We start from the raw sequence: 22,599 nt of genomic DNA, 5'->3' as shown, positions 1-22,599 counted from the left end.
ATCGGCTTAACCGGCAATCCCCGGGCGCGCCCTGGCGCCCGGGGATGAGGAACAGGCTTTTACGCGCGGCCCGCTCGGCGGCGACGGGCGACGGTGAACAGCACCCCGCCGGCGGCAAGGGCCGTGGCGGCGGCCGCCGCGTACCAGGGCAGGGCGCCCGCGCCGGTGTCGGCCATGGAGCCGGACCCGGTGCCGCCCGAGGTCGTGGTGGCGGAGCCGCCGTTGCCCGGGGAGGCCGAGGCGTGACCGGTGCCCGGGGTCGCCGTGGCGCCGCCCGACGTCGAGCCCGTACCGCCCGTGGACGTGGTGGAGCCGTCACCCAGCTTGCCGTCGACGGTCACGGTGATGGGGGCGGTGTTGTTCTTGGTGTTGCTGTCCTTGTAGTCCCTGCTGCCGCTGTCCCGCTCGCGCTGCACCGTGATCGAGCCCGGGGCGAGGGCCTTGGGCTTGTCGATGCGCAGGTCGAAGACGAACGGCGCGGTCTGCCCCGCGTTGAGGTAGGTGTCGTGGAGGTCCTGGAGGCACCGGTAGGCCCTGGCGCCGGGGACACTGGTGTAGGGGGATGTCGTCGCGCGGCAGTCGGCCGGGACCTTGACCGCCGTCGTGCCCTGCGGGATCTTCACCGAGACGCCGGAAGTGGCGTCCTCGCCCGGATCCTCGCCCTCGTAGTTCACGAGGGTGGCCGGTCCGTTGTTGCGGGCGCCCAGCTCGGCCGTCACCACCTGCCCGGCCTTGCCGTCGAGGGTGGCGCCCAGCGCTTCGAGGTCCGTCGAGTTGTCCGCCGCGACCCCGCCGTAGAAGTAGAAACCCAGCTGCTTTCCGGGGCCTTCCGCGCGCTTCGTGAGCTTCAGCTCCCGTCCGGTACCGCGGTGCGGGGAGATGAGTTCGCTGCTGCGGTCGCGCTCACCGAGGCTGCCGGTCCATCGTTCGTACAGGGCAGTGGTGCCGATCTTCACTGCCGACACGTCCAGGTCGTACGTGGCGCCGGGCTCGACGGGCCCCTTGACGCGGCACATCATCGCCGTGTCCTCGGAGGGGTATCCGGACCGGTCACCGTACTCGCAGTTGCTGAACTCCTCGACGTACGACAACCCCTGGGTCATCATCACCGATACGTAGACGTCCTGCACGGTGCGGGTACTGAAGTTTCTGAAGCCCGCCAGGGGCTGGACGGTCCGGCCGGGCTGCGACTCCGGGGAGCGGGAGCCGTCCCTGTCGATGTACAGCCCCTCGTCCGCCACGGCCGCCTTCATCGTCGTCTTCCCGACGGGAACGCCGTTCGACGTGGCGGATATCCGGATCTGCCCGGCGAAGCCGGGCTGGGAATTCGCGAACACCCGCAGTTGCCCGCTCGTGACGAAGAACGCCCCCGGCTCGAGCGGCTTGCCACCGTTCACCCCCTGCTCCGAGCAGACGATGATCAGCTTCTCTTTCACCTCGCAGCCCGCCTCGTTGCTCGACAACGACATCTGGTCCTTGAACGCGGTGGCGTCGATCGTCACTGTCAGGTTCTTCAGGTCCTGCTCGCCTGTGTTGCGCGTGGAGAACGTGATACCGGACGAGCCGATCGGATCGACCTCGACCGAATCACGGTCCCCGGCGAACTCGAACTTCAGCGGCGCGTCCCCGTCGGCCGCCTGCCCGGGAGAAGCCGTGCCGAGCGCCAGCAGCCCCGCCGTGAGGGCGGCGGCGCCGGCGCGCAGTGCGTAGCGGGGTAGGGGTCTTGACGGCATGGCGCTCCTTCAGCGGTCACTGATCGAAGGTGTTCCGATCGGCGACTCAGACCGGCGATGCCGGATGAAGGTTGTATGAACGCGGAACAAACACCTGGGCGCGCGAGACGAACACCTAGGCGCGCGAGACGTTGCGCTCGTAGACCAGCCGCAGACCGATCAACGTCAGCCACGGCTCGTGCTCGTCGATGACCGAGGCCTCGCCGAGGATGATCGGGGCGAGGCCGCCGGTGGCGATGACGGTCACGTCGTCCGGGTCGTCCGCCAGCTCCTTGGCCATGCGCTGCACCACGCCGTCGACTTGGCCGGCGAAGCCGTAGACGATGCCCGACTGCATCGCCTCGACGGTGTTCTTGCCGATGACGCTGCGCGGCCGGGCCAGTTCGATCTTGCGCAGCTGCGCGCCGCGCACGCCGAGCGCCTCCACGGAGATCTCGATGCCGGGGGCGATGACGCCGCCGGTGTACTCGCCGCGCGCGGAGACCGCGTCGAACGTCGTCGCCGTGCCGAAGTCCACGACGATCGCCGGGCCGCCGTACAGCTCCACGGCCGCGACCGCGTTGATGATGCGGTCGGCGCCGACCTCCTTGGGGTTGTCCATGAGGATCGGGACGCCGGTCTTGATGCCGGGTTCGACCAGGACGGCGGGGACGTCGCCGTAGTAGCGGCGGGTGACCTCGCGCAGTTCGTGCAGGACCGAGGGGACGGTCGAGCAGATGGCGATGCCGTCGATGCCGTCGCCCAGTTCGTCGCCGAGCAGCGGGTGCATGCCCATCAGGCCCTGGAGCAGGACGGCGAGTTCGTCGGCTGTTCTGCGCGCGTCGGTGGAGATGCGCCAGTGCTCGACGATCTCCTCGCCGTCGAACAGGCCGAGGACGGTGTGGGTGTTGCCTACGTCGATGGTCAGGAGCATGGCGGCCGCGTCACTCCGCTTCGCGCAGGTCGAGGCCGATGTCCAGGATCGGCGAGGAGTGGGTGAGGGCGCCGACGGCGAGGAAGTCGACCCCGGTCTTCGCGTACTCCGCCGCGTTCTGCAGGGTCAGCCGGCCGGAGGACTCCAGGAGCGCGCGGCCGGCCGTGAGCGCCACCGCCTCCTCGGTCTCGGCGGGCGTGAAGTTGTCGAGCAGGACCAGGTCGGCGCCGGCGTCCAGGACCTCGCGGAGCTGGTGCAGCGTGTCGACCTCGACCTCGACGGGCAGGCCGGGGAAGCGGTCGCGGACCGCCTGGAACGCCTGGGCGACGCCGCCCGCGGCGACCACGTGGTTGTCCTTGACCAGGGCGGCGTCGGAGAGCGACATGCGGTGGTTGACGCCGCCGCCCGCGCGGACCGCGTACTTCTCCAGGGAGCGCAGACCGGGTGTGGTCTTGCGGGTGTCGCGGACCTTGGTCTTCGTGCCCTCCAGCGCGTCGGCCCACGCGCGCGTGGCCGTCGCGATGCCGGAGAGGCGGCACAGGAGGTTGAGCGCGCTGCGCTCGGCGGTCAGCAGGTCGCGGGTGCGGGTGGTGACGGACAGGAGCCTGTCGCCCGCGCTCACGAGGTCGCCGTCCTCGGCGTGCCGCTCGACCTCGAACTCGTCGGTGGCCACGACGGAGATGATCGCCTCGGCGACCCGCAGGCCGGCCACGACCCCGTTCTCCCGGGCCGTGAAGTCGGCGGTGGCGACCGCCTCTTCGGGGATCGTGGCGACGGTCGTCACGTCGACGCCGCCGTCCAGGTCCTCGGCGATCGCCATGTGGGCGATGTCCTCGATCTCGACCGGGTGCAGCCCCGCGTCGAGCAGCAGCTGGGCGAGCGAGGGGTCGAGGCCGCACTCCATGGCGGACTCGGCCCCGGCCGACGCCTGCGCGCAGCCGCACGCGTCGCCGCAGCCGTCGCTGTCGGCGTCTGCCAGGGGGAGGTCGGGGGTGGCGCTCACGTCGGTCACTGCTCCTGAAGGGTCGTTGCCGGGAAGTCTGCGGTCTGAGTGGTGTACGTGGCCAGAGTGCGGTCGGGATTGAGGCCCACGACGATGTGGCGGCGCCAGTTCGCGTCGTCGCGGTCGGCGTGGTCCTCGCGCCAGTGGCAGCCCCGGGTCTCCTCGCGGCGGCGGGCGGCGGCGACCAGGACGCGGGCCACGCAGAGCAGGTTCGTCGCCTCCCAGGTGTCCACGCCCGGCTCGGCCGTCTTGCCGTCCTCGGCCAGGGAGTTGACGGCGTCGGCGTGGATGCGGCCGAGCTGGGCCGCGGCCTCGGCGAGTGAGTCGGCGGAGCGCAGCACGCCCGCGCCCGCGGACATCACCCGCTGGATGGCGAACCGGGCCTCGCGGGGCAGCAGGGGGTGGGTCGGGGTCGACGGGTGCGGGACGGGTGCGGGCACGCGCGCGGGGAGCTGCTGCGCGGCGTGCTGGCGCGTGATGTCGTCCGCGATGCGCTCCGCGTAGACCAGGCCCTCCAGGAGGGAGTTGGAGGCGAGCCGGTTGGCGCCGTGGACGCCGGTGCAGGCGACCTCACCGCACGCGTACAGGCCGGGCACCGTGGTGCGGCCGTGCGGGTCGGTGCGTACGCCGCCGGAGGCGTAGTGCGCGGCCGGGGCGATCGGGACGGGCTCGGTGACGGGGTCGATGCCGTGGGCGCGGCAGGCGGCGAGGATGGTGGGGAAGCGGTGCTCCCACATGTCGGCCCCGAAGTGGCGCCCGTCCAGGTACATGTGGTCGGTGCCCTGCTCCTGCATGCGGCGCGTGATGCCCTTGGCGACGATGTCGCGGGGGGCGAGTTCGGCCAGTTCGTGCTGGCCCACCATGAAGCGCACGCCGTCCGCGTCCACCAGGTGGGCGCCCTCGCCACGGACGGCTTCGGAGACGAGCGGCTGCTGGCCCTCGGCGTCCGCGCCCAGGAAGAGCACCGTCGGGTGGAACTGGACGAACTCCAGGTCGCTGACCTCGGCTCCGGCGCGCAGGGCGAGGGCGACGCCGTCCCCGGTCGACACGTGCGGGTTCGTGGTCGCGGAGAAGACCTGGCCCATGCCGCCGGTCGCGAGGACCACGGCGGGGGCCAGGGCCGCGCCGACGCCGTCGTGCTGGCCCTCCCCCATGACGTGCAGGGAGACCCCGGCGGTGCGGCCGTCGGCATCCGTGAGCAGGTCCAGGACGAGGGCGTTCTCCACGGTGCGGATGCCGCGCGCGCGGACCGCGTCGACGAGGGCGCGGGAGACCTCCGCGCCCGTCGCGTCACCGCCGGCGTGCGCGATGCGGCGCCGGTGGTGGCCGCCCTCGCGGGTGAGGGCCAGCCCGCCGTCGTCGGCCGCGTCGAAGTGGGCGCCGGTGGCGATGAGCCGGCGTACGGCGCCGGGGCCCTCGGTGACGAGGGTGCGCACGGCCTCCTCGTCGCACAGGCCCACGCCCGCCACCAGGGTGTCGTCCAGGTGCTGGGCGGGGGTGTCGCCGTCGCCGAGCGCGGCGGCGATGCCGCCCTGCGCCCAGCGGGTGGAGCCGTCGTCGAGGCGGGCCTTGGTGACCACGACGGTGGTCAGGCCCGCGGCCTCGCAGCGCAGGGCCGCGGTCAGGCCCGCGACGCCGGAGCCGACGATCACGACGTCGGCCGCGACGGACCAGCCGGGGGCCGGGGCGTGCAGACGTATGCCGGTGGAGGTCACAGCTGGGCTCCGAACGTCAGGGGCAGATTGTCGATCAGCCGGGTCGTGCCGACGCGCGCGGCGACGGCGAGGAGCGCGTCGCCCTCGAAGTCCTCGCCCACGTCGGAGAGGTCGGCCGGGTCGACCAGGGCCAGGTAGTCCAGTTCGACCGGCGGCCGCAGGCGCGCGGCCTCGTCCAGGATCTGGCGGGCCGCCGCGCGGACGGCCGCGGGGCCGCCGGGGGTGGCGACGGCGTGGGCGTCGGCGGCGGCGCGGGCCTCACCGAGGGCGCCGAGGGCCTGGGCGCGGGCGCGCGTGGCGGGGTGCTCCGCGGCCCGTGCGCGCAGCGCCTGCTGGGCGGCGTGCCGCTCGCGGCCCGCGAACAGGGCGCGGGACAGCGCGAGCGCGCTGCGGCGCTCGTCCGGCGACAGGTAGCGGTTGCGGGAGGACAGGGCCAGGCCGTCGCTCTCGCGGACCGTGGGCACGGCGACGATCTCCACGTCGAAGTTCAGGTCGCGCACCATGCGGCGGATCAGGGCGAGTTGCTGGGCGTCCTTCTGGCCGAACAGGGCGACGTCCGCGCGCGTGAGGTGGAGCAGCTTGGCGACGACGGTGAGCATGCCGTCGAAGTGGCCCGGGCGCGCGGCGCCTTCGAGCAGCTCGCCCATGGGCCCGGCCGCGATGCGCACCTGCGGCTGCCCGCCGGGGTAGACCTCGTCGACGGAGGGCGCGAAGACGGCGTCGGCGCCCGCCTGTTCGGCGATCTTGAGGTCGGCGTCCAGGGTGCGCGGGTAGCGGTCGAGGTCCTCGCCCGCGCCGAACTGCAGCGGGTTCACGAAGACGGTGACGACCACCTCGCCGTCGGCGCCCGCGCGCTCGCGGGCCGTGCGGATCAAGGTGGCGTGGCCTTCGTGCAGGGCACCCATGGTCATGACGACGACGCGCTGCCCGCTACGCGCGCGTGTCCGCAGTTGTGCGCCCTCGTGCAGCAGGGCCGTGCTCCTCGTGCTCATCGGGTCTCCTCCGCGCCGGTCGCGAGGACGCCGAGCAGGTCCTCGGCGAGTTCGGGCTTGAGCAGGCCGTGCGCGAGGGCGCGGTCGGCGGTCGCGCGGGCCATCGCGAGGTAGCCGGGGACGGTCCCGGGGGCGTGTCTGCGCAACTCCGCGACGTGCGCGGCGACCGTGCCGGCGTCCCCGCGGGCGACGGGTCCGGTGAGGGCCGCGTCGCCGGACCTGAGGGCGTTGTCGAGCGCGGCGCCGAGCAGCGGGCCGAGCATCCGGTCGGGGGCGCTCACGCCTGCGTCGCGCAGCAGGTCCATGGCCTCGGCGACCAGCGTGACCAGGTGGTTCGCGCCCAGGGCGAGAGCCGCGTGGTAGAGCGGGCGCTTCTCCTCGGCGATCCACTCGGGCTCGCCGCCCATCTCGATCACCAGGGCCTCGGCGGCGAGGCGCAGCTCCTCGGGGGCGGTCACGCCGAACGAGCAGCCGGCCAGCCGCTGGACGTCGACGGCGGTGCCGGTGAAGGTCATCGCCGGGTGCAGCGCGAGGGGCAGGGCGCCCGCGCGCAGGGCCGGGTCGAGAACCTTGACGCCGTACCGGCCGGAGGTGTGGGCGAGCAGCTGGCCGGGGCGGATCGAGCCGGTCTCCACGAAGCCGTCGACGAGACCCGGCAGCGCGTCGTCCGGGACGGTGAGCAGCACGAGGTCGGCGCGGGCCAGGACCTCGGCGGGCGGCACCAGCGGCACGTCCGGCAGGAGGGCGGCGGCGCGGCGCACGGAGGCGTCGGAGACGCCGGAGACGGCGACGGGGCGGTGCCCGGCCAGCTGGAGCGAGGCGGCGAGCGCGGGCCCCACGCGGCCCGCGCCGACGACGCCGACGGTGAGGCGGGCCGGGCGGTCCTGGGGGTCGAGGGGCTCGGGTCGGGGGTTCGGGGAGGGAAGTGACACGGGGCGAGGGCCTTCCGTTCCAGTCCGCTCGGGGTACCGGACGATTTCTCGTCATGTTAACGCTATCTGGGCGCAGCGGGCTCGGTTGTCCACAGGCTGTGGGCAAGCGCACGCGCGTACGACATGATCCGTGGATGAACGCGAACGGCGAACCCGATGAACCTGAGGCCCGGCAGACGGCGCGACGGCTCGCGGCCCGCCGGGGCGCGAAGCGGACGCTGGCCCGGCAGCCGGGCGACAGCACGCTGGGCGAGCGGCTCGCCCAGGTGTCGGCCGCCGCGGACTCGGTGACCGACCTCGCGGGCGGCCTCGACTTCTACGGGGACGGCGTCGTCGCCGACCTGGAGGCGCGGGTGGCCACGCTACTCGGCAAGGAGGCGGCGGCGTTCTTCCCCACCGGCACGATGGCGCAGCAGGTCGCGCTGCGCTGCTGGGCCGGGCGCACCGGCAGCGCCACGGTCGCCCTGCATCCGCTGGCCCACCCGGAGGTGCACGAGCGCGGCGCTCTGGCGCAGGTGTCGGGGTTGCGCACGGTGCACCCCACTCGGGAGCCGCGCCCGTTCACGGCCGACGAGATCGACGCGCTGGACGAGCCGTTCGGGACGCTTATGCTCGAACTGCCGCTGCGGGACGCCGGGTTCGTACTGCCCTCGTGGCAGGAGCTGGTGGACGTGTGCGGGGCGGCACGCGCGCGGGACGCCGTCGTGCACTTCGACGGGGCGCGGCTGTGGGAGTGCGCGGCCCACTTCGGGCGCCCCCTGGACGAGATCGCGGAGCTGGCGGACAGCGTCTACGTGTCGTTCTACAAGACGCTCGGCGGGCTCAGCGGCGCCGCCCTCGCGGGCCCCCGGTCGTTCGTGGAGGAGGCGAGGGCCTGGCGGCACCGCTACGGGGGCCAGGTCTTCCAGCAGTTCCCCCAGGTGATCGCCGCGCTGGCGGGCCTGGACCAGGAGCTGCCCCGGCTGCCGCAGTACGTGGCGCACGCGCACGTGGTCGCGGAGGCGATGGAGGAGGGTTTCGCCGGGTCCGGGGTGGCGTGGGCGCGGGTCCACCCGCGGCCGCCGCACACCCACCAGTTCCGGGTCTGGCTGCCCTACGAGCCCGACGCGCTCACGGAGTCGGCCGTGACGCAGGCGGAGGAGACGAAGGTGGCGCTGTTCGGGCGCTGGTCGGCGAGCGGCACGGCGCCGGGCGTGTCGGTCACCGAGGTCACGGTCGCCGCGGCGGGCCTGGAATGGAGCGCCGACGACGTCCGCGCGGCCGTCGCGGATTTCGTGGGGCGGTTGCCGGGGCGGGCGTAGCGGAGCCTCAGCACCCCGCCGCGGGCCCGCGGCGGGTGCCGGGGTGCCGCAGCCAGGCGCGCACGGCGTGGCGGCGGCGGGCGAGCGCGGCCCGGACGCGGCCGCGGGCCGGGCGGCCGGCGAGGACCGCCTCGAACCGGCGGTGGTCGCGCAGTTCGCGCAGGGCGGCCCAGTCGTGCGTGCCCGGAACCGGTCCTGGTACCTCACCGCGCTGGGCGGCCCGGTAGACGTCGAGGGCGTACTGCTGGCTGACGGTCATGGCGAACACCTCGCTCCACATCAATTGTCACCCTGTGCCCCGGAATGCGCCGAGTCGCGGCGGTAAGGGCCGCTCTGCCGCGCTTCGGGGCCGATGACCAGGAGGTTGCTCCGCGCCCGGCGCCCCGGTCACGTCGATTGACGGGAGCTGTCAATCGACGTCCCGGATGTCGGTGGCGGCGGGCACCATGGGGCCCATGAGCGTGCGGATCGACATCACCGGCCTGACGCCCGAGCGCGTCGGCGTCGTGCCCTCCCCGCTGGCGGAGCTCGGCATGGCGCTGCACGCGCTGGCCGAGCCCGCCCACCACCCGGGGCTCCAGGGCTGGACGACGAGCGTGTCCGCCTGCCTGGACGCCTGCCTGGCCGACCGGTTGTGCGAGGCGGACTTCCTGTGGCGGACGACGTTCTCGGACGTCTTCACGCCGTCGGCCGGGATCGCCGGGCGCCGCACCCGTCCGGGAGCGACGCTCACCGAGGAGCTCGACCTGCTCGACAAGCTCTCCGACGAGCAGTTCGTGGACGCGGCCCTGGAGTTCACCTGCCAGTCCACGTACGCGAGCAGGACCGTCAGCCGGCTCGACGACCCGCGCACCCGCGAGCGCGCGCTCGACCTGGCGGCGGCGCGCGGAGCGCACCAGGTGCGGTTCACGCGGCGTCTGCTGGACGATCCGCCCGCGGTCCGGGCCTGGTTGCGCGAGCTGCTGCGCGACTGCGAGGAGGCGTTCTTCGCGGACGTGTGGTCACGGGTGCAGCACCAGCTGGCGGCGGACGCGCGGCACAAGACGGAGCTGATCCGCCGCAAGGGGCTCGGCGCCGCCCTCCAGGCCGCCTCCGCCGCGGTCTCGCTCGACGCGGCGGGCCGCACCGTCACCGTCGACAAGATCGCCGAGGGGGTCGCGTCGGTGGCGGACGGCGACCTCGTCCTGGTGCCGACCAGCCTGGGATGGCCGCACCTGTGGGTGCTGCACCGCGCGGGCTGGCAGCCGGTGATCACCTACCCCGTCTCGGCGCCGGGGCCCGCCGCGCCGCCCTCCGTGGAGCAGCTGACCCGGCGGATGTCCGCGCTGGCCCACCCGGTGCGGATGCGGCTCTGCCGGCACCTCGCGCGCGGCTCGTACACGACGGGCGAGCTGGCCGACGCGCACGGGAGGTCCGCGCCGGAGATATCCCGGCACCTGTCGGTGCTCAAGAAGGCCGGGCTGGTCACGACGCGGCGTCAGGGCCGCTACGTACAGCACCAGTTGGACCTGGGCGTGGTCGTCCGCCTGGGCGGCGACTTCATCGAGGGGGTGCTGCGGTGACGGCGGCTCAGCCGTGCCCGCCGGCGCGGACCAGACCCGTCTCGTAGGCGAGGACGACGACCTGGACGCGGTCGCGCAGGTCCAGTTTGGTGAGGATGCGGCCGACGTGCGTCTTCACGGTGGCCTCGGAGAGCACCAGGTGCGCCGCGATCTCGCCGTTCGACAGTCCCTGCGCGACCAGGATCATCACCTCGCGCTCGCGCTCGGTGAGCCGCTCCAGCTGCTTGTGCCGCGGCTCCTTGGAGCCGCTGGGCAGCATCGGCGCGAACCGGTCCAGCAGCCGCCGCGTAGTGGACGGCGCGACGACCGCGTCGCCGCTGTGCACGGAGCGGATCGCGGTGAGCAGCTCGCCCGGGGGCACGTCCTTGAGCATGAAGCCGGAGGCGCCCGCCTTCAGGCCGGAGAACGCGTACTCGTCGAGGTCGAACGTGGTCAGGATCAGCACCTTCGGCGGGTGGGGGTCCGCGCAGATCCGCCGCGTCGCCTCCACGCCGTCCAGCTTCGGCATGCGGACATCCATGAGGACCACGTCCACCGCCGTCGCGCGCAGCACCTCCAGGGCCTCGACGCCGTCGCCCGCTTCGGCGACGACCTCCATGTCCGGCTGGGCGGCGAGCACCATCCGGAAGCCGGTGCGCAGCAGCACCTGGTCGTCGACGAGCATGACCTTGATCGACATCAGGGAGGGTCCTCACATGTGGTGGCGACTTGTGCGGGTTCGGTTGCTGGTACGTGTCACTGGGCGGGCTTGAGAGGCAGCAGGGCGCTGATACGGAAGCCACCGCCGGGGCGCGGACCCGCGTCGAGCGTGCCGCCGACCATACCGATGCGCTCCCGCATCCCGATCAGACCGTGGCCGCGGCCGTCCGCGCCCCCGTCCTCGTACAGCTCGTGCGGGGCGCCCTTGCCGTCGTCCTCGACGAGCAGGCCGAGGCCGTCGTCGAAGTAGACCAGGCGCACGCTCGCGCCCGCGTTCGGGCCGCCGTGCTTGCGGGTGTTGGTGAGCGCTTCCTGCACGATGCGGTACGCGGTCAGCTCGACGCCGCTGGGCAGCGGGCGCGGCGTGCCCTCCACCTTGAAGTCGACCGGCAGTCCGGCGGTGCGCACCTGGTCGACGAGGTCCTCGATCTGCTCGACGTCGGGCTGCGGCACGTACTCGCCGCCCTCCTCGTGCTCGCCGGTGCGCAGCACGCCGAGCAGCCGGCGCATCTCGGCGAGCGCCTGGCGGCCCGTGCCCGAAATGGTCTCCAGCGCCTTCTTCGCCTGCTCGGGCGCCTGGTCGAGGACGTAGGCGGCGCCGTCGGCCTGCACCACCATCACCGACACGTTGTGGGCGACGACGTCGTGCAACTCGCGCGCGATGCGTGCCCGTTCGGCGGCGACCGCGACCTTCGACTGGGCCTCGCGCTCCTTCTCCAGGCGGTTGGCGCGCTCCTCCAGCTGCGCCAGGTAGGCGCGGCGGGTGCGCAGCGAGTCACCGAGCACCCAGGCGAGGGCGAAGGGCACCATCTGGAAGACCGTGACCCCGACCTGCTCGACGCCGCTGGAGGTGTCCGTGGGCCAGCGCAGCTCCGCGAGCGGCGCCGCGCACAGCCCGCCGGCGAGGGCGAGCCGGGACGCCCAGCGCGGACCGCTCACAGCGACGGTGTAGATGATCACCAGCATCGCGAAGTCCGACGGATTGACCCGCGCGCCGAGGACCAGCTGACCGAGGCCCGCGGCGATCGCGAGCAGGAGCATCTTCTGCGGCATCCGGCGGCGCAGCGCCACGACCGCCGCCAGCAGGACGGCGCAGACGACCGACGCCAGTTCGTTCCCGCGCGGCGGCGAGCCGTTCATGGTGCTGCCGCTCGCCACCGAGATCCCGAGCAGGATCACGGCCCAGAAGCCGTCGACCCACGTCGGGTGTCTGCGGAGGAAGTCGTAGAGGCGCTGCACGTAACCCAGCGTAGGCAGGCCCGCGGCGTGCCGGGGTCAACCGGAGGGCCGATCCGCGCCGGGCGCGCGTACTCCCCAAGGTGGAGGCGCGTCCGCCCCCTGCGCATAGCCTTCAGGCGTGGAGCACGGACGGCAGGGCGGAAGAACCGGGTGGCGCGAGGCCATGGAGGAGGCGCTGTACGGGCCGCGGGGCTTCTACCGCAGGCCCGAGGGGCCCGCCGGGCACTTCCGTACGTCGGTGCACGCCTCCGCGCTGTTCGCGCGCGCCGTGGCCACACTGCTGTGCCGGGTCGACGCGGCGCTCGGTGAGCCGGCCGAGCTGGCCTTCGTCGACATGGCGGCGGGCCGCGGCGAGCTGGTGTCCGGGGTCCTGAAGGAGCTGCCGGGGGACGTCGCCGCACGCGTGCGTGCCTGTGCGGTGGAGAAGGCGGACCGTCCCCCGGGCCTCGATGAGCGGATCGCCTGGCGGGCCGAGGCGCCCGCCGGGGTCAGCGGCCTCCTCTTCGCGAACGAGTGGCTCGACAACGTGCCCCTGGAGGTCGTCGAGACGGACGCCGCGGGCACGGCCCGGCGGGTGCTGGTGGGACCGGACGGCACGGAGAGCCTCGATCCGGCGCCGCTCGACGAGGAGGCGCGCCGCTGGCTGGACACCTGGTGGCCGATGGCGGCCGAGCCGGGGCTGCGCGCCGAGGTCGGGGCGGCCCGGGACGCGGCGTGGGCGGAGGCGGTCGGTTCGCTGCGGCGCGGTCTCGCCGTCGCCGTGGACTACGCCCACACGCGCGCGGCCCGGCCGCCCTTCGGCACGCTCACCGGTTTCCGGGACGGCCGCGCGACCACGCCGGTGCCGGACGGCTCCTGCGACCTCACCGCCCATGTGGCCCTGGACGCGTGCGCGGTGACCCCGCAGGCCCGCGTCGTGGCGCAGCGCACCGCCCTGCGGGCCCTGGGGGTCACCGCCGGGCGCCCCGCGCTCGCGCTGGCGTCCCAGGACCCGGCGGCGTACGTACGGGCGCTCACGCGGGCAGGAGAGGCCGCGGAGCTGACGGCCCGCGGCGGACTCGGCGACTTCGGCTGGCTGGTGGAGCCCGTGGACCTGGCGGGCGGTGCCCTACTTGTCGATGTCGCCGACGACGAACAACAGTGACCCCAGGATCGCCACCATGTCGGCGACCAGCGTGCCGGGCAGCAGCTCGGCGAGCGCCTGGATGTTGTTGTACGAGGCGGAGCGCAGTTTGAGCCGGTACGGCGTCTTCTCGCCCTTGCTGACGAGGTAGTAGCCGTTGATGCCGAGCGGGTTCTCCGTCCACGCGTACGTGTGGCCCTCGGGCGCCTTCAGGACCTTCGGCAGGCGCTGGTTGACCGGCCCCGGCGGGAGGTCGGCGAGCCGGTCCAGGCAGGCGTCCGCGAGGTCGAGGGCGACGTGGGACTGCTCCAAGAGGCACTCGAAACGCGCCAGGCAGTCGCCTTCGTGCCGCGTGACGACCTTCAGGGTGTCCTGCAGCTCCCCGTAGGCGAGGTACGGCTCGTCGCGGCGCAGGTCGAAGTCGACACCGGAGGCGCGGGCGATCGGACCGCTGACCCCGTAGGCGTGCACCGCCTCCGCCGACAGGACACCGACGCCGCGCGTACGGGCCCGGAAGATCTCGTTGCCGAGGACCAGCCGGTCGTACACGTCCATCCGGGAGCGCACGTCCGCCACGGCGGCACGCGCGCGTCCCGTCCAGCCGAGCGGCAGGTCCTCCTTGAGGCCGCCGACCCGGTTGAACATGTAGTGCATGCGGCCCCCGGAGACCTCCTCCATGACGTTCTGGAGTTCCTCGCGCTCACGGAAGGCATAGAAGACCGGAGTGATTCCGCCCAGTTCGAGCGGGTACGAACCCAGGAACATCAGATGGTTCAGCACCCGGTTCAGCTCGGCGAGCAGGGTCCGCAGCCAGACCGCGCGCTCGGGGACCTCCATGCCCAGCATCCGCTCCACGGCGAGCACGACGCCCAGCTCGTTCGAGAAGGCGGAGAGCCAGTCGTGGCGGTTGGCGAGCATCACGATCTGCCGGTAGTCACGTGCCTCGAAGAGCTTCTCGGCTCCTCGGTGCATGTAGCCGATGACCGGTTCCGCCTGCTGGATGCGCTCGCCGTCGAGCACGAGACGCAGCCGCAGCACGCCGTGCGTGGACGGGTGCTGCGGACCGATGTTGAGCACCATGTCCGTGCTCTCCGCGGCACCACCGATGCCGACCGTGGCCTGAGTCGTGGGCGTCATGCGGACAGTCTCTCCTACGTAGGGTGGTCGGATGGAAACGGGGACTACGGGGGCCGCAGAGCCCGCCGGCGGCATCGCGGGCCGCTCGGAGGCAGGACCGGTATGGACGGGTGTGCAGCCCGGCCTGCTGAAGGTGCGCCGGCTGCTGCTGGTGCTCTGGGTGGTGCCGCCCGCAGTGGCGGCCGGGGTGCTGCTCGGCCTCTTCGCGGGGCCGCTCTGGGCGCTCCTGGCCCTGCTGCCGCTGGCCGCGGTGGCGTGGGGCTGGCCGATGCTGGGCCGCAACTGGCGCTCGTGGCGGTACGCGGAACGCGCCGACGACCTGCTGATCAGCCGGGGCGTGCTGTGGCGCGAGGAAACGATCGTGCCGTACGGGCGGATGCAGCTGGTCGAGGTGACCTCGGGCCCGCTGGAGCGCAGGTTCGGCCTGTCCAGCCTGCAACTGCACACCGCGGCCGCCGCCACCGACGCGACCATCCCGGGCCTGGTGCCGGCCGAGGCGGAGCGGCTGCGCGACCGCCTCACCGAGCTCGGCGAGGCCCGATCGGCGGGCCTGTGAGGACCTCCCACGAGCCCAGGGGCTCCACGGACCCGGTGCCGCCCGACGCCGTACGAGAGCAGCGCCTGCACCCCGTCACGCCGCTGCGCCGGGCCTGGGCGCCGATCGCCGTCCTGTTCGGCTGGGCCGTCCACGACATGGACCAGGCCCAGCGCCAGCTGGCCCACCTCACCGGCACCGCACTGCTCATCGGGATCGCCGTGCTGGTCCCGGCCGCGGCCCTGTACGGCTTCCTCACCTGGTGGTTCACGCACTTCGCCGTGACCGACACCGAACTGCGCATCCGTACGGGCCTGCTGTTCCGCCGCACCGCCCACATCCGGCTGGACCGTCTCCAGGCGGTCGACATCACCCAGCCGCTGGTGGCCCGCCTCGTAGGCGTGGCCAAGCTGAAACTCGACGTCGTAGGCGCCGACAAGAAGGACGAGTTGTCCTACCTGGGCGAGAAGCAGGCGCGCGACCTGCGGGCCGAACTCCTGGCCCGCGCCGCCGGGTTCGCCCCCGAGTCGGCGCGTGAGGTGGGCGAGGCCCCGGCGCGGCAGATCCTGCGCACGCCCCCGCGCATGCTCGCGGTGGCGCTGCTCCTGACGGGCGCCCCCTGGGGGATGCTGCTGGCGGCTCTGGCGGTGCCGGCCTTCTTGTGGTTCGCCACCCACAACCTGTGGACAGTGATCGGCGCCGGGGTGCCGCTGGCCGGCGCGGCGTTCACCCAGAGCGCGGGCCGTTTCATCAAGGAGTACGACTGGACGGTCGGTGAGTCCCAGGACGGGTTGCGCATCGACCACGGGCTGCTGGACCGGGTGCACGAGACGGTGCCGCCCGGCCGCGTGCAGACCGTCCGCCTCGTCGAGCCACTGCTGTGGCGCAGGCTCGGCTGGGTCCGCGTCGAACTGCACGTCGCCGGGTCCGCCAACTCCGTGCTGGTCCCCGTCGCCCCGCGCGAGCACGCCGAGGACGTCGTCGCGCGGATACTGCCGGGCGTCGCGGTGCCCAAAGCGGGCGACTTCGTGCCCGCGCCGCGGCGCGGGCGCTGGTGCGTTCCGGTCTGGTGGCGGGCCTACGGGGTCGCCGTCACGGAGACGGCGTTCGCCGCGCGGGACGGGCTCCTGCGACGCCGGCTCTCGCTCGTCCCGCACGCCAAGGTCCAGAGCGTGCGCCTCACCCAGGGGCCCTGGGAGCGCTGCTGGCGGGTGGCGGGGCTGCACCTGGACACCGGGGCCGACAAGACCGTGACAGCCCGCCTGCGGGACGCGCAGGAGGCGGCGGAGCTGCTGCGGGCCCAGGCGGACCGGTCGCGGACCGGTCGGCGAGTGGCCTGGCCGGACCGGTGGATGAGCGGGGCGCCGCAGGGCGAGGGCGGGTCGTAGAGTCCGGGCCAGCAGGAAGCAAAATGGCGCCCTACTTCCTGTAGGGCGCCGTTCTCGTGGCGGTGGGGCTCCGTAGAAGGTCTCAGGCTCGCAGCGCGGAGCGCAGGTCACCCACGTCGATCTGCTCGGTCTCGTCGTGGGCGGTCAGGTCGATGACCTCCTGCTCGGCGAGCGCCTCTTCCCCGATGACATCGGCCAGGTCCTCGTCCTGCGCCGCACCGCCCTGGACCCGCGGCTGCGTCTCCGCGTCGGCGTCCGGGTCGGCCTCGGCGTCGGAGCCGCTCGTCCCGAAGAAGTCGAAGCCGCCCTGGGGCACCTTGCGCACCGGCGCCGCGGGCGCCACCGCCGCGGCGACCGGCACGGTGTAGTGACCGGACGCCGCGCGGGACTTCCCCCGCGCATCGCCCTCCTCGGCGGCGGCGACAGGCGTCTCGGAGCGCCGCGCGAGCCGGTCGAGGGCCGCATTCGCCCGCAGGTACAGGGCCGCGGTGGCTCCGGACCGGGGGCCGGACGGAGCCGGGGCCTGCTCCTGGGCCTGGCCCCGGGCCGGCGGCAGCGCCCGGGTCGGGACCGCCGCCTCGATGGCGAGCCGGCGCCGGCCCTCCAGCGCGCTGGCCCGCTCCGTCTCCGCGTTCGCGTACCGCCGCAGCAGCGCCGCGTGTTCGTTGCGCAGCCCGGCCAGCTCGGACCGCTTCGCGCGCAGCTTGGCCTCCAGCCTGGCGCGCAGCTCCCGCGACTCCTCGAGGTCGCCCTCCAGCTCCGCCACGGCCTCCTCGTGCCGCCAGCGCTCGCTGGCCGCGCCCCGGGTCAGATCGGCGACCTGCTTGCCCGCGAGCCGGTCCCAGCGGCGCATCACCACGGAGCCGACCACGGCGGCCGCCGCAGCGGCGGCGGTGACGCAGCGCAGGACGAGTGGATCACCGGACAGCCAGACGCCGCCCGCACAGACGAGCGGCACACCGGCGATCACCGAGGGCGGCAGGATGCGGTGCAGGGGTGGGGAATGGCGGTGGCGTCCACGTGGCATGGCCAGAAACTTACCGCGCGTAGGCGAATCGCGAAGCCCCGCCCGGCAAAATCCGGGCATCGGCGGCACAGAAACCTCCGAACTCCCACCAGAAGGCGCCCGCTTAAGCCCCTGTCACTCCCCTGAACCCGCTTCCGATCCCGCCCCTGATCCCACGCCCGAGCCACTCCCGGGCCCGATCAAGATCATTTTCCGATGAGGCCCTTGGACTCCAGATAGTCCTTCGCGACATCGGCTTCCTTCTGGCGCTCGGCGTCGACCTTGCGGTTCAACTCGACGAGATCCTCCGTCGTGAGCGTCTTGGTCAGCTTCCCGAGAACGTCGGTTATCCCCTGATCACCCGCGTCCTTCGCGTTCACCACCGGAATGATGTTGTCCGCGTTCTGCAGCTTCTTGTCGTCCTCCAGCAGGACGAGGCCGAAGTTCTTCAGCGTCGCGTCGGTCGTGGTCGTCAGGACCAGCTGGTCCGTGCCGTTCTTCACCGCCTGCTTGGACTGCGTGGTGCCGACGCCCTTGGGGTCGATGCCGGTGACGTCGATCCCGTACGTCTTCTTCAGGCCCGGCGCGCAGAACGGCCGCTCCTCGCATTCGTCGCCGGCCGCGATCTTGACCTTCTGGCCCGACGTGCCGAGATCGGAGAGCGTCTTGAGCTTGTGCTTCGCGGCGAAGCTCTCGCTCACCGCGAACGCGTTCTGGTCGACCGCTCCGCCCGCGTCCAGCACCTTCAGGCCCTGCGGCTCGGCGAGCTTGCGCAGCGCGGCGACGGTGGCGTCGACGTCGCTGGAGGCGACCGGCTTCGCGTCCGCGCCGTTCTTCTTCAGGTTCAGGAATTCGGTGAGCGTCGCCGCGTATTCGGGCACGACGTCGATCGCGCCCTTGGCGAGCTGCGGCTCGTAGATCTCGCGGTTCTCGACCGTCTTGACCGACGCGTCGTACCCGGCGTCGGAGAGGATCTGCCGGTACAGCTCACCGAGCACCTTGGCCTCGGTGAAACTGGCGGCGCCGACGACGACCTTGCCCTTCTCGGCGGCGGAGCCGCCGGAGCCGCCCGCGTCGTCCTTGCCCTCCAGGCTGTCGCCGCCGCACGCGACCAGCCCCGCGCCCAGCGCTCCGACCGCCACAGCGGTCACGGCCATTCGACGCATTCTGCTGTTCATCGCTCTCCTCGTTGAACTGGTCTGTCGCACTGCAGGAAATGCACACCACACCGCACGCGCCCGGTCGCCCGGCCGCGGCCGGGGCCGCAGCGGACGGGACGGCTCGTCGTCGCCTCAGGCCCTCCCCCGCATGGGGTCGAGCGCCCGGCCCAACGCCACGAACACGGCCTCCACCAGCAGCGCCAGCGCGGCCACGAGCATGGCCCCGGCCACCACTTGCGGGGTGTCCTGGAGGTTGAAGCCGGCCGTGATGATCCGTCCGAGCCCGCCCTCACCCGCCATCGCGGCCAGCGTCGCCGTCGCGATGACCTGTACCGCGGCCGACCGCAGCCCGGTCATCACCAGCGGGTACGCCAGCGGCAGCTCGACCCGGGCGAAGACCTGGCGGCCGCTCATGCCCATCCCGCGCGCGGCCTCCACCACCGAGCGGTCGACCTCGCGCATCCCCACATAGGCGTTGGTCAGCAGCGGCGGCACCGCGAAGAGCACCAGCGCGATCAGCGTCGGCACGTCCCCGTGGCGGCCGAGCGGGGTGAGGGTCAGCAGGACGAGGACGGCGAGGGTCGGCACCGCGCGCCCCACGTTCGACACGTTGATCGCGAGGGCGCCGCCCTTGCCGATGTGGCCGAGCCACAACGCGAGCGGCAGCGCCAGCAGGCAGGCGACGGCGAGCGCGACCCCGCTGAAGTACAGGTGCTCGGTGAGGCGGTGCCACACCCCCTTCTCGCCCTGCCAGTTGGCTCCGGTGCTCAGCCAGTCGTACGCACCCGATATCGCGTTCATGCCACCTTCTCCGGCTCCGCGGCGACCGCGGCCTTCCGTATGCGGGCTCCGCGCGCGGAGCGCCCGGCGCGCACGCGCGTCCACGGTGTGAGCCACCGCTGCACGCCGAGCAGCAGCAGGTCGGCGAGGATCGCGAGCACCACGCAGAGCACCGAGGCGGTGAGCACCTGGGCCTTGAAGTCACTGTCGAGGCCGTCGAGGATCAGCGTGCCGAGGCCGCCGTAGTCGACGATCGCGCCGACCGTGGTCAGCGCCACCGTGGAGACCGTGGCGATACGGACGCCGGCCAGCAGGGCCGGCAGCGCCAGCGGCAGTTCGACCTCCCACAGCAGCCGCAGCGGCCCGTACCCCATCCCGCGCGCGGCCTCCCGGGCCTCCTCGGGCACGGCCTGGAGCCCCGCCAATATGTTGCGCACGAGAATGGTCAGCGAATAGAGCACCAGCCCGGTGACCACCAGCGTCACCGAAAGCCCGAAAAGGGGCAGCAGCAGCGAGAACATCGCCAGCGACGGAATCGAGTAGAAGACGGTCGTCAGACCGAGGACCGGGCCCGCGAAAGCCCGCTTGTGCCGGGCGAGCAGCGCGAGCGGGAAGGCGATCAGGACGCCGATCAGCACCGAGACCACGGTGATTCCCACGTGCTGGACGGTCGCGTCGACCAATTCCTGGCTGCGCGTGCGCAGATACTCCCCGCACACCCAGTCGTTCGCCACCAGGCAGTTCTGTTCGCTCACCCCGCCCACCTCCCCCGATTCCCCCGAACGTATGTCAGGTGTCCGTACCCGCGCACGCACGTTTCCCGACTGCCGACGACCCTAGCGGCCGCCACTGACAATGGCCGAGACCCGCCCCCCGCCCGCAACATTCCCGTCACATGACTGCCGCACAAGGGCGTGCCGAACGCGGTCGCGGCGCGGCAGAATGGGCTCCCATGATCCGGTTCGAGCACGTCAGCAAGCGGTACGCGGACGGCACCACTGCCGTCGACGATCTGTCCTTCGAGGTGAACGAGGGCGAACTGGTCACGCTCGTCGGCCCGTCGGGCTGCGGCAAGACCACGACGATGAAGATGGTGAACCGGCTCATCGAACCCACTTCGGGCCGGATATTCCTCGACGGCGACGACATATCCGCCATCGACCCGGTCCAGCTGCGGCGCCGGATCGGCTACGTCATCCAGCAGGTGGGCCTCTTCCCGCACAAGACGGTGCTGGACAACACCGCGACCGTGCCGCACCTGCTCGGCGTCAAGCGCGCCAAGGCCCGCGAGCGCGCGGCGGAGCTGCTGGACCTGGTGGGCCTGGACCCGAAGACGTTCGGTGACCGCTACCCCGACCAGCTCTCGGGCGGCCAGCGCCAGCGCGTCGGCGTGGCCCGGGCGCTGGCCGCCGATCCGCCGGTGCTGCTGATGGACGAGCCGTTCGGCGCGGTCGACCCGGTGGTGCGCGACCACCTCCAGACCGAGTTCCTGCGGCTCCAGCAGACGCTCGGCAAGACGGTCCTGTTCGTCACGCACGACATCGAGGAGGCGGTGCGCCTCGGCGACCGCATCGCCGTCTACGGACAGGGCAGCATCGAGCAGTTCGACACCCCCTCGGCCGTCCTGGGCGCCCCCGCCACCCCGTACGTGGCTGATTTCGTCGGCGCCGACCGGGGTCTGAAGCGCCTGTCCGTGACGCCCATCGAGGAGGGCGACCTGGAGCAGCCGCCCGTCGTCCACCTCGACGACCCGCTGCCCCGGGAGCTGGCTGCCCCCTGGGCCGTCGTCCTGGACAGCGACAACAACCTGCACGGCTGGATCTCCGCCGAGCACGCGCGCGGGGGCGCGCGGCAGAGCGGCGCGACGGGCGGCACCGTACGCGACCACGCGCGCCGCATGGAGGCCTGGCTGCCGGTCGGCGCCTCGCTCAAGCAGGCGTTCGCGACGATGCTCCAGCACGACGCCGGATGGATCGCGGTCATCGACGCCCGCTCCGAAGGCCGCTTCCTGGGGGTGCTGACCCCGGCCAGGCTGCACGAGGCGCTGCGCCGCTCCACCGCCGCGGACGCCCGGGACATCGCGCGCGCGGAGGTCGAACTGGAGACGGTGGCACCGCTCCAGGCGTAGCGGCACCGCCGCGGAACGAGCCGTACCGCTTCGTCCGTCCGTCCGCGCAACCGGGTGCGCTCCGCAGTGAACCCGCGTCCGCCGCGAACCGTCCTAAAGGGCGCACGTCGCGGATGCCGCCTTTGGCCCCCGCGTTCACGTTTCATGCGGAACCCCGGGAATGCGATGTTCGTCAGGATGGATGCGGGAAGCTCGCGCGGGGCTCCGCGGCGGGTGCTGCGCGGCCCGCGCCCGCAGGCAGTGCCGCAGCTGGTGGCCGGGGCCTGCGTCCTGGCCGGGCTCCTGGATGTGGCGGCCGGCGTCCTGCCTCCCGCCCGGCACCACGGGCTCTCGCACCTCGCCCAGCCGCTGCCGGGTGCGCTCGCCCCGTACGCGGCGGCGCTCGCGCTCGGCAGCGGCGTCCTGGTGCTCCTGCTCGCGCGGGACCTGGGCCACCGCGAGCGGCGGGCCCGGCGGGCGGCCCTGGTGCTGCTGCCGCTCGGCGCCTGCGCGCAGGGCGCGTACCGGCCCTCGGTCGTGGGCGTCGTCGTCCCGCTGCTCCTCCTGTGGCCGCTCGTCACGCACCGGGAGCAGTTCGCCGCCCCGCCCGACCCGCACGGCCGCCGGCGCGCGCCGGCCACCTTCGTACTGATGGGCGCCGGTTCGATCCTGCTCGGCCTCGTCGTCGTCAGCGCCCACCCGGACCGGCTCGTCGGGGATCCGAGCCTGGCCGAGCGCCTGGAGCACGTCCTGTACGGCCTGTTCGGTGTCGCCGGGCCGCTCCACTACACGGGGCAGGTGGCGAGCACCGTCACGTTCTCGCTCCGCGCGCTCGGCACGGTCACGGTCCTCACCACGGTCTGGCTCGCGTGCCGTCCCGGCCGGCCGGCCGCACGTCTCGGCGAGGACGACGCGGCGCGACTCCGTGCCTTACTTGTGCAGCACGGCGACCGCGCCGCCGCCAGGCGCGTCGTCTGGCGCCGCGACAAGGGGGTGGTGTTCTCACCCAGCGGCAAAGCGGCCGTCCGCTACCGCGTCGTCTCCGGAGTGATGCTCGCCACCGGCGACCCGGTCGGCGCCAAGGAGGCCTGGCCCGGCGCCATCGAGCGCTTCATGGACGAGGCACGCGCCCACGCGTGGACCCCGGCGGTGACCGGCTGCTCCCGGACGGCCGGCGAGGTCTGGACCCACGAGACGGGCCTGACGCTCCACCAGACCCCCACCGGCCTCGCCCTCCCCCACCTCCCGCTCGGCCAGGTACTGCTGCGCCGGGC

Annotated in this window: 20 protein-coding genes and 1 pseudogene; 7 read left to right on the top strand and 14 right to left on the bottom strand. The window is 73.2% G+C overall.

Going from position 1 to position 22,599, the window contains the following annotated elements; all coding sequences use genetic code 11:
- Nucleotides 1-59: 59 nt before the first annotated feature.
- The 6 genes from ABZY33_RS02305 to ABZY33_RS02280 form a co-directional block, all read right to left on the bottom strand.
- Nucleotides 60-1,733, bottom strand: a complete 1,674-nt coding sequence (locus tag ABZY33_RS02305; RefSeq protein WP_356489536.1) for a hypothetical protein — start codon at nucleotides 1,731-1,733, stop codon at nucleotides 60-62.
- Nucleotides 1,734-1,848: 115 nt separating this feature from the next.
- The gene (locus ABZY33_RS02300) at nucleotides 1,849-2,646 is read right to left on the bottom strand and encodes a type III pantothenate kinase (protein ID WP_356489535.1); all 798 of its coding nucleotides are present in this window, start codon (nucleotides 2,644-2,646) and stop codon (nucleotides 1,849-1,851) included.
- Nucleotides 2,647-2,656: 10 nt separating this feature from the next.
- The gene (gene nadC / locus ABZY33_RS02295; protein ID WP_356489534.1) at nucleotides 2,657-3,658 is read right to left on the bottom strand and encodes a carboxylating nicotinate-nucleotide diphosphorylase; all 1,002 of its coding nucleotides are present in this window, start codon (nucleotides 3,656-3,658) and stop codon (nucleotides 2,657-2,659) included.
- Nucleotides 3,655-5,364, bottom strand: a complete 1,710-nt coding sequence (locus ABZY33_RS02290) for an L-aspartate oxidase (RefSeq protein WP_356489533.1) — start codon at nucleotides 5,362-5,364, stop codon at nucleotides 3,655-3,657. The genes nadC and ABZY33_RS02290 overlap by 4 nt, the downstream gene beginning before the upstream one ends.
- Nucleotides 5,361-6,356 carry a pantoate--beta-alanine ligase gene (panC, locus tag ABZY33_RS02285; protein WP_356489532.1) on the bottom strand — a complete coding sequence of 332 codons (996 nt, stop codon included), beginning with the start codon at nucleotides 6,354-6,356 and terminating at the stop codon, nucleotides 5,361-5,363. Before panC ends, ABZY33_RS02290 begins: the two co-directional genes overlap by 4 nt.
- Nucleotides 6,353-7,288: a DUF2520 domain-containing protein gene (locus tag ABZY33_RS02280; protein ID WP_356489531.1), complete on the bottom strand. Its 936-nt coding sequence runs from the start codon at nucleotides 7,286-7,288 to the stop codon at nucleotides 6,353-6,355. The genes panC and ABZY33_RS02280 overlap by 4 nt, the downstream gene beginning before the upstream one ends.
- A gap of 134 nt (nucleotides 7,289-7,422) precedes the next feature.
- Here ABZY33_RS02280 and ABZY33_RS02275 point away from each other — a divergent pair, with 134 nt between their 5' ends.
- The gene (locus tag ABZY33_RS02275; protein WP_356489530.1) at nucleotides 7,423-8,589 is read left to right on the top strand and encodes a beta-eliminating lyase-related protein; all 1,167 of its coding nucleotides are present in this window, start codon (nucleotides 7,423-7,425) and stop codon (nucleotides 8,587-8,589) included.
- 7 nt (nucleotides 8,590-8,596) lie between these two features.
- Here ABZY33_RS02275 and ABZY33_RS02270 read toward each other — a convergent pair whose 3' ends face one another.
- On the bottom strand, nucleotides 8,597-8,848 hold the full coding sequence (locus ABZY33_RS02270) for a hypothetical protein (protein ID WP_356489529.1): 252 nt from the start codon (nucleotides 8,846-8,848) through the stop codon (nucleotides 8,597-8,599).
- A gap of 196 nt (nucleotides 8,849-9,044) precedes the next feature.
- Between ABZY33_RS02270 and ABZY33_RS02265 the strand changes: the two genes are divergently transcribed.
- A complete protein-coding gene (locus ABZY33_RS02265) occupies nucleotides 9,045-10,151 on the top strand; it encodes a DUF5937 family protein (protein ID WP_356489528.1) in 1,107 nt (368 codons plus the stop codon).
- 7 nt (nucleotides 10,152-10,158) lie between these two features.
- Here ABZY33_RS02265 and ABZY33_RS02260 read toward each other — a convergent pair whose 3' ends face one another.
- Together ABZY33_RS02260 and ABZY33_RS02255 are read right to left on the bottom strand one after the other, a co-directional pair.
- Entirely contained in the window at nucleotides 10,159-10,830 is a 672-nt protein-coding gene (locus tag ABZY33_RS02260; RefSeq protein ID WP_356489527.1) for a response regulator transcription factor, read from the bottom strand.
- Nucleotides 10,831-10,886: 56 nt separating this feature from the next.
- Nucleotides 10,887-12,089 carry a sensor histidine kinase gene (locus tag ABZY33_RS02255; RefSeq protein ID WP_356489526.1) on the bottom strand — a complete coding sequence of 401 codons (1,203 nt, stop codon included), beginning with the start codon at nucleotides 12,087-12,089 and terminating at the stop codon, nucleotides 10,887-10,889.
- A 163-nt stretch (nucleotides 12,090-12,252) separates the two neighbouring features.
- Between ABZY33_RS02255 and ABZY33_RS02250 the strand changes: the two genes are divergently transcribed.
- Nucleotides 12,253-13,233 (top strand): SAM-dependent methyltransferase, encoded by a 981-nt coding sequence (locus ABZY33_RS02250; RefSeq protein WP_356489573.1) that lies wholly within the window; start codon nucleotides 12,253-12,255, stop codon nucleotides 13,231-13,233.
- Here ABZY33_RS02250 and ABZY33_RS02245 read toward each other — a convergent pair.
- Nucleotides 13,198-14,349: an NADH-quinone oxidoreductase subunit D gene (locus ABZY33_RS02245; RefSeq protein WP_356489525.1), complete on the bottom strand. Its 1,152-nt coding sequence runs from the start codon at nucleotides 14,347-14,349 to the stop codon at nucleotides 13,198-13,200. The two genes, ABZY33_RS02250 and ABZY33_RS02245, sit on opposite strands and share 36 nt — an antisense overlap.
- Before the next feature lie 31 nt (nucleotides 14,350-14,380).
- On the opposite strand from ABZY33_RS02245, the gene ABZY33_RS02240 reads away from it, so the two are divergent.
- Nucleotides 14,381-14,905, top strand: a complete 525-nt coding sequence (locus tag ABZY33_RS02240; protein ID WP_356489524.1) for a PH domain-containing protein — start codon at nucleotides 14,381-14,383, stop codon at nucleotides 14,903-14,905.
- Nucleotides 14,902-16,272: a PH domain-containing protein gene (locus ABZY33_RS02235; protein WP_356489523.1), complete on the top strand. Its 1,371-nt coding sequence runs from the start codon at nucleotides 14,902-14,904 to the stop codon at nucleotides 16,270-16,272. The genes ABZY33_RS02240 and ABZY33_RS02235 overlap by 4 nt, the downstream gene beginning before the upstream one ends.
- An 82-nt stretch (nucleotides 16,273-16,354) precedes the next feature.
- Here the strand turns inward: ABZY33_RS02235 and ABZY33_RS02230 are convergent, their stop codons facing one another.
- From ABZY33_RS02230 to ABZY33_RS02215, 4 genes are all read right to left on the bottom strand, one after another.
- Complete coding sequence (locus ABZY33_RS02230) at nucleotides 16,355-17,299, bottom strand: hypothetical protein (protein WP_356489522.1); 945 nt, start codon at nucleotides 17,297-17,299, stop codon at nucleotides 16,355-16,357.
- 185 nt (nucleotides 17,300-17,484) lie between these two features.
- Nucleotides 17,485-18,435 carry an ABC transporter substrate-binding protein gene (locus ABZY33_RS02225; RefSeq protein ID WP_356489521.1) on the bottom strand — a complete coding sequence of 317 codons (951 nt, stop codon included), beginning with the start codon at nucleotides 18,433-18,435 and terminating at the stop codon, nucleotides 17,485-17,487.
- Nucleotides 18,436-18,570: 135 nt separating this feature from the next.
- Nucleotides 18,571-19,239, bottom strand: coding sequence for an ABC transporter permease (locus tag ABZY33_RS02220; protein ID WP_356489520.1), 669 nt, complete (start codon nucleotides 19,237-19,239; stop codon nucleotides 18,571-18,573).
- Nucleotides 19,236-19,973, bottom strand: coding sequence for an ABC transporter permease (locus tag ABZY33_RS02215; RefSeq protein ID WP_356489519.1), 738 nt, complete (start codon nucleotides 19,971-19,973; stop codon nucleotides 19,236-19,238). Before ABZY33_RS02215 ends, ABZY33_RS02220 begins: the two co-directional genes overlap by 4 nt.
- 197 nt (nucleotides 19,974-20,170) lie before the next feature.
- Between ABZY33_RS02215 and ABZY33_RS02210 the strand changes: the two genes are divergently transcribed.
- Both ABZY33_RS02210 and ABZY33_RS02205 read left to right on the top strand, forming a co-directional pair.
- Nucleotides 20,171-21,346 (top strand): betaine/proline/choline family ABC transporter ATP-binding protein, encoded by a 1,176-nt coding sequence (locus ABZY33_RS02210; protein WP_356489518.1) that lies wholly within the window; start codon nucleotides 20,171-20,173, stop codon nucleotides 21,344-21,346.
- Nucleotides 21,347-21,511: 165 nt separating this feature from the next.
- Nucleotides 21,512-22,528 (top strand): annotated as a pseudogene (locus ABZY33_RS02205) (phosphatidylglycerol lysyltransferase domain-containing protein); the annotation flags it as partial.
- Between the last annotated feature and the right edge of the window lie 71 nt (nucleotides 22,529-22,599).

The sequence above is a fragment of the Streptomyces sp. NPDC006552 genome (genome assembly GCF_040611655.1).
Taxonomy (GTDB): Bacteria; Actinomycetota; Actinomycetes; order Streptomycetales; family Streptomycetaceae; genus Streptomyces.
The sequence above is the reverse complement of the archived record's forward strand: the minus strand, read 5'-3'. Positions and strand labels throughout refer to the sequence as shown.

What these genes read in the sequence shown, in the direction of transcription:
- ABZY33_RS02305 (WP_356489536.1), bottom strand. Translation starts at nt 1,733, where the DNA reads ATGCCGTCAAGACCCCTACCCCGCTACGCACTGCGCGCCGGCGCCGCC.
- ABZY33_RS02300 (WP_356489535.1), bottom strand. Translation starts at nt 2,646, where the DNA reads ATGCTCCTGACCATCGACGTAGGCAACACCCACACCGTCCTCGGCCTG.
- panC (WP_356489532.1), bottom strand. Translation starts at nt 6,356, where the DNA reads ATGAGCACGAGGAGCACGGCCCTGCTGCACGAGGGCGCACAACTGCGG.
- ABZY33_RS02275 (WP_356489530.1), top strand. Translation starts at nt 7,423, where the DNA reads ATGAACGCGAACGGCGAACCCGATGAACCTGAGGCCCGGCAGACGGCG.
- ABZY33_RS02270 (WP_356489529.1), bottom strand. Translation starts at nt 8,848, where the DNA reads ATGACCGTCAGCCAGCAGTACGCCCTCGACGTCTACCGGGCCGCCCAG.
- ABZY33_RS02265 (WP_356489528.1), top strand. Translation starts at nt 9,045, where the DNA reads ATGAGCGTGCGGATCGACATCACCGGCCTGACGCCCGAGCGCGTCGGC.
- ABZY33_RS02260 (WP_356489527.1), bottom strand. Translation starts at nt 10,830, where the DNA reads ATGTCGATCAAGGTCATGCTCGTCGACGACCAGGTGCTGCTGCGCACC.
- ABZY33_RS02250 (WP_356489573.1), top strand. Translation starts at nt 12,253, where the DNA reads ATGGAGGAGGCGCTGTACGGGCCGCGGGGCTTCTACCGCAGGCCCGAG.
- ABZY33_RS02245 (WP_356489525.1), bottom strand. Translation starts at nt 14,349, where the DNA reads ATGACGCCCACGACTCAGGCCACGGTCGGCATCGGTGGTGCCGCGGAG.
- ABZY33_RS02240 (WP_356489524.1), top strand. Translation starts at nt 14,381, where the DNA reads ATGGAAACGGGGACTACGGGGGCCGCAGAGCCCGCCGGCGGCATCGCG.
- ABZY33_RS02230 (WP_356489522.1), bottom strand. Translation starts at nt 17,299, where the DNA reads ATGCCACGTGGACGCCACCGCCATTCCCCACCCCTGCACCGCATCCTG.
- ABZY33_RS02225 (WP_356489521.1), bottom strand. Translation starts at nt 18,435, where the DNA reads ATGGCCGTGACCGCTGTGGCGGTCGGAGCGCTGGGCGCGGGGCTGGTC.
- ABZY33_RS02220 (WP_356489520.1), bottom strand. Translation starts at nt 19,239, where the DNA reads ATGAACGCGATATCGGGTGCGTACGACTGGCTGAGCACCGGAGCCAAC.
- ABZY33_RS02210 (WP_356489518.1), top strand. Translation starts at nt 20,171, where the DNA reads ATGATCCGGTTCGAGCACGTCAGCAAGCGGTACGCGGACGGCACCACT.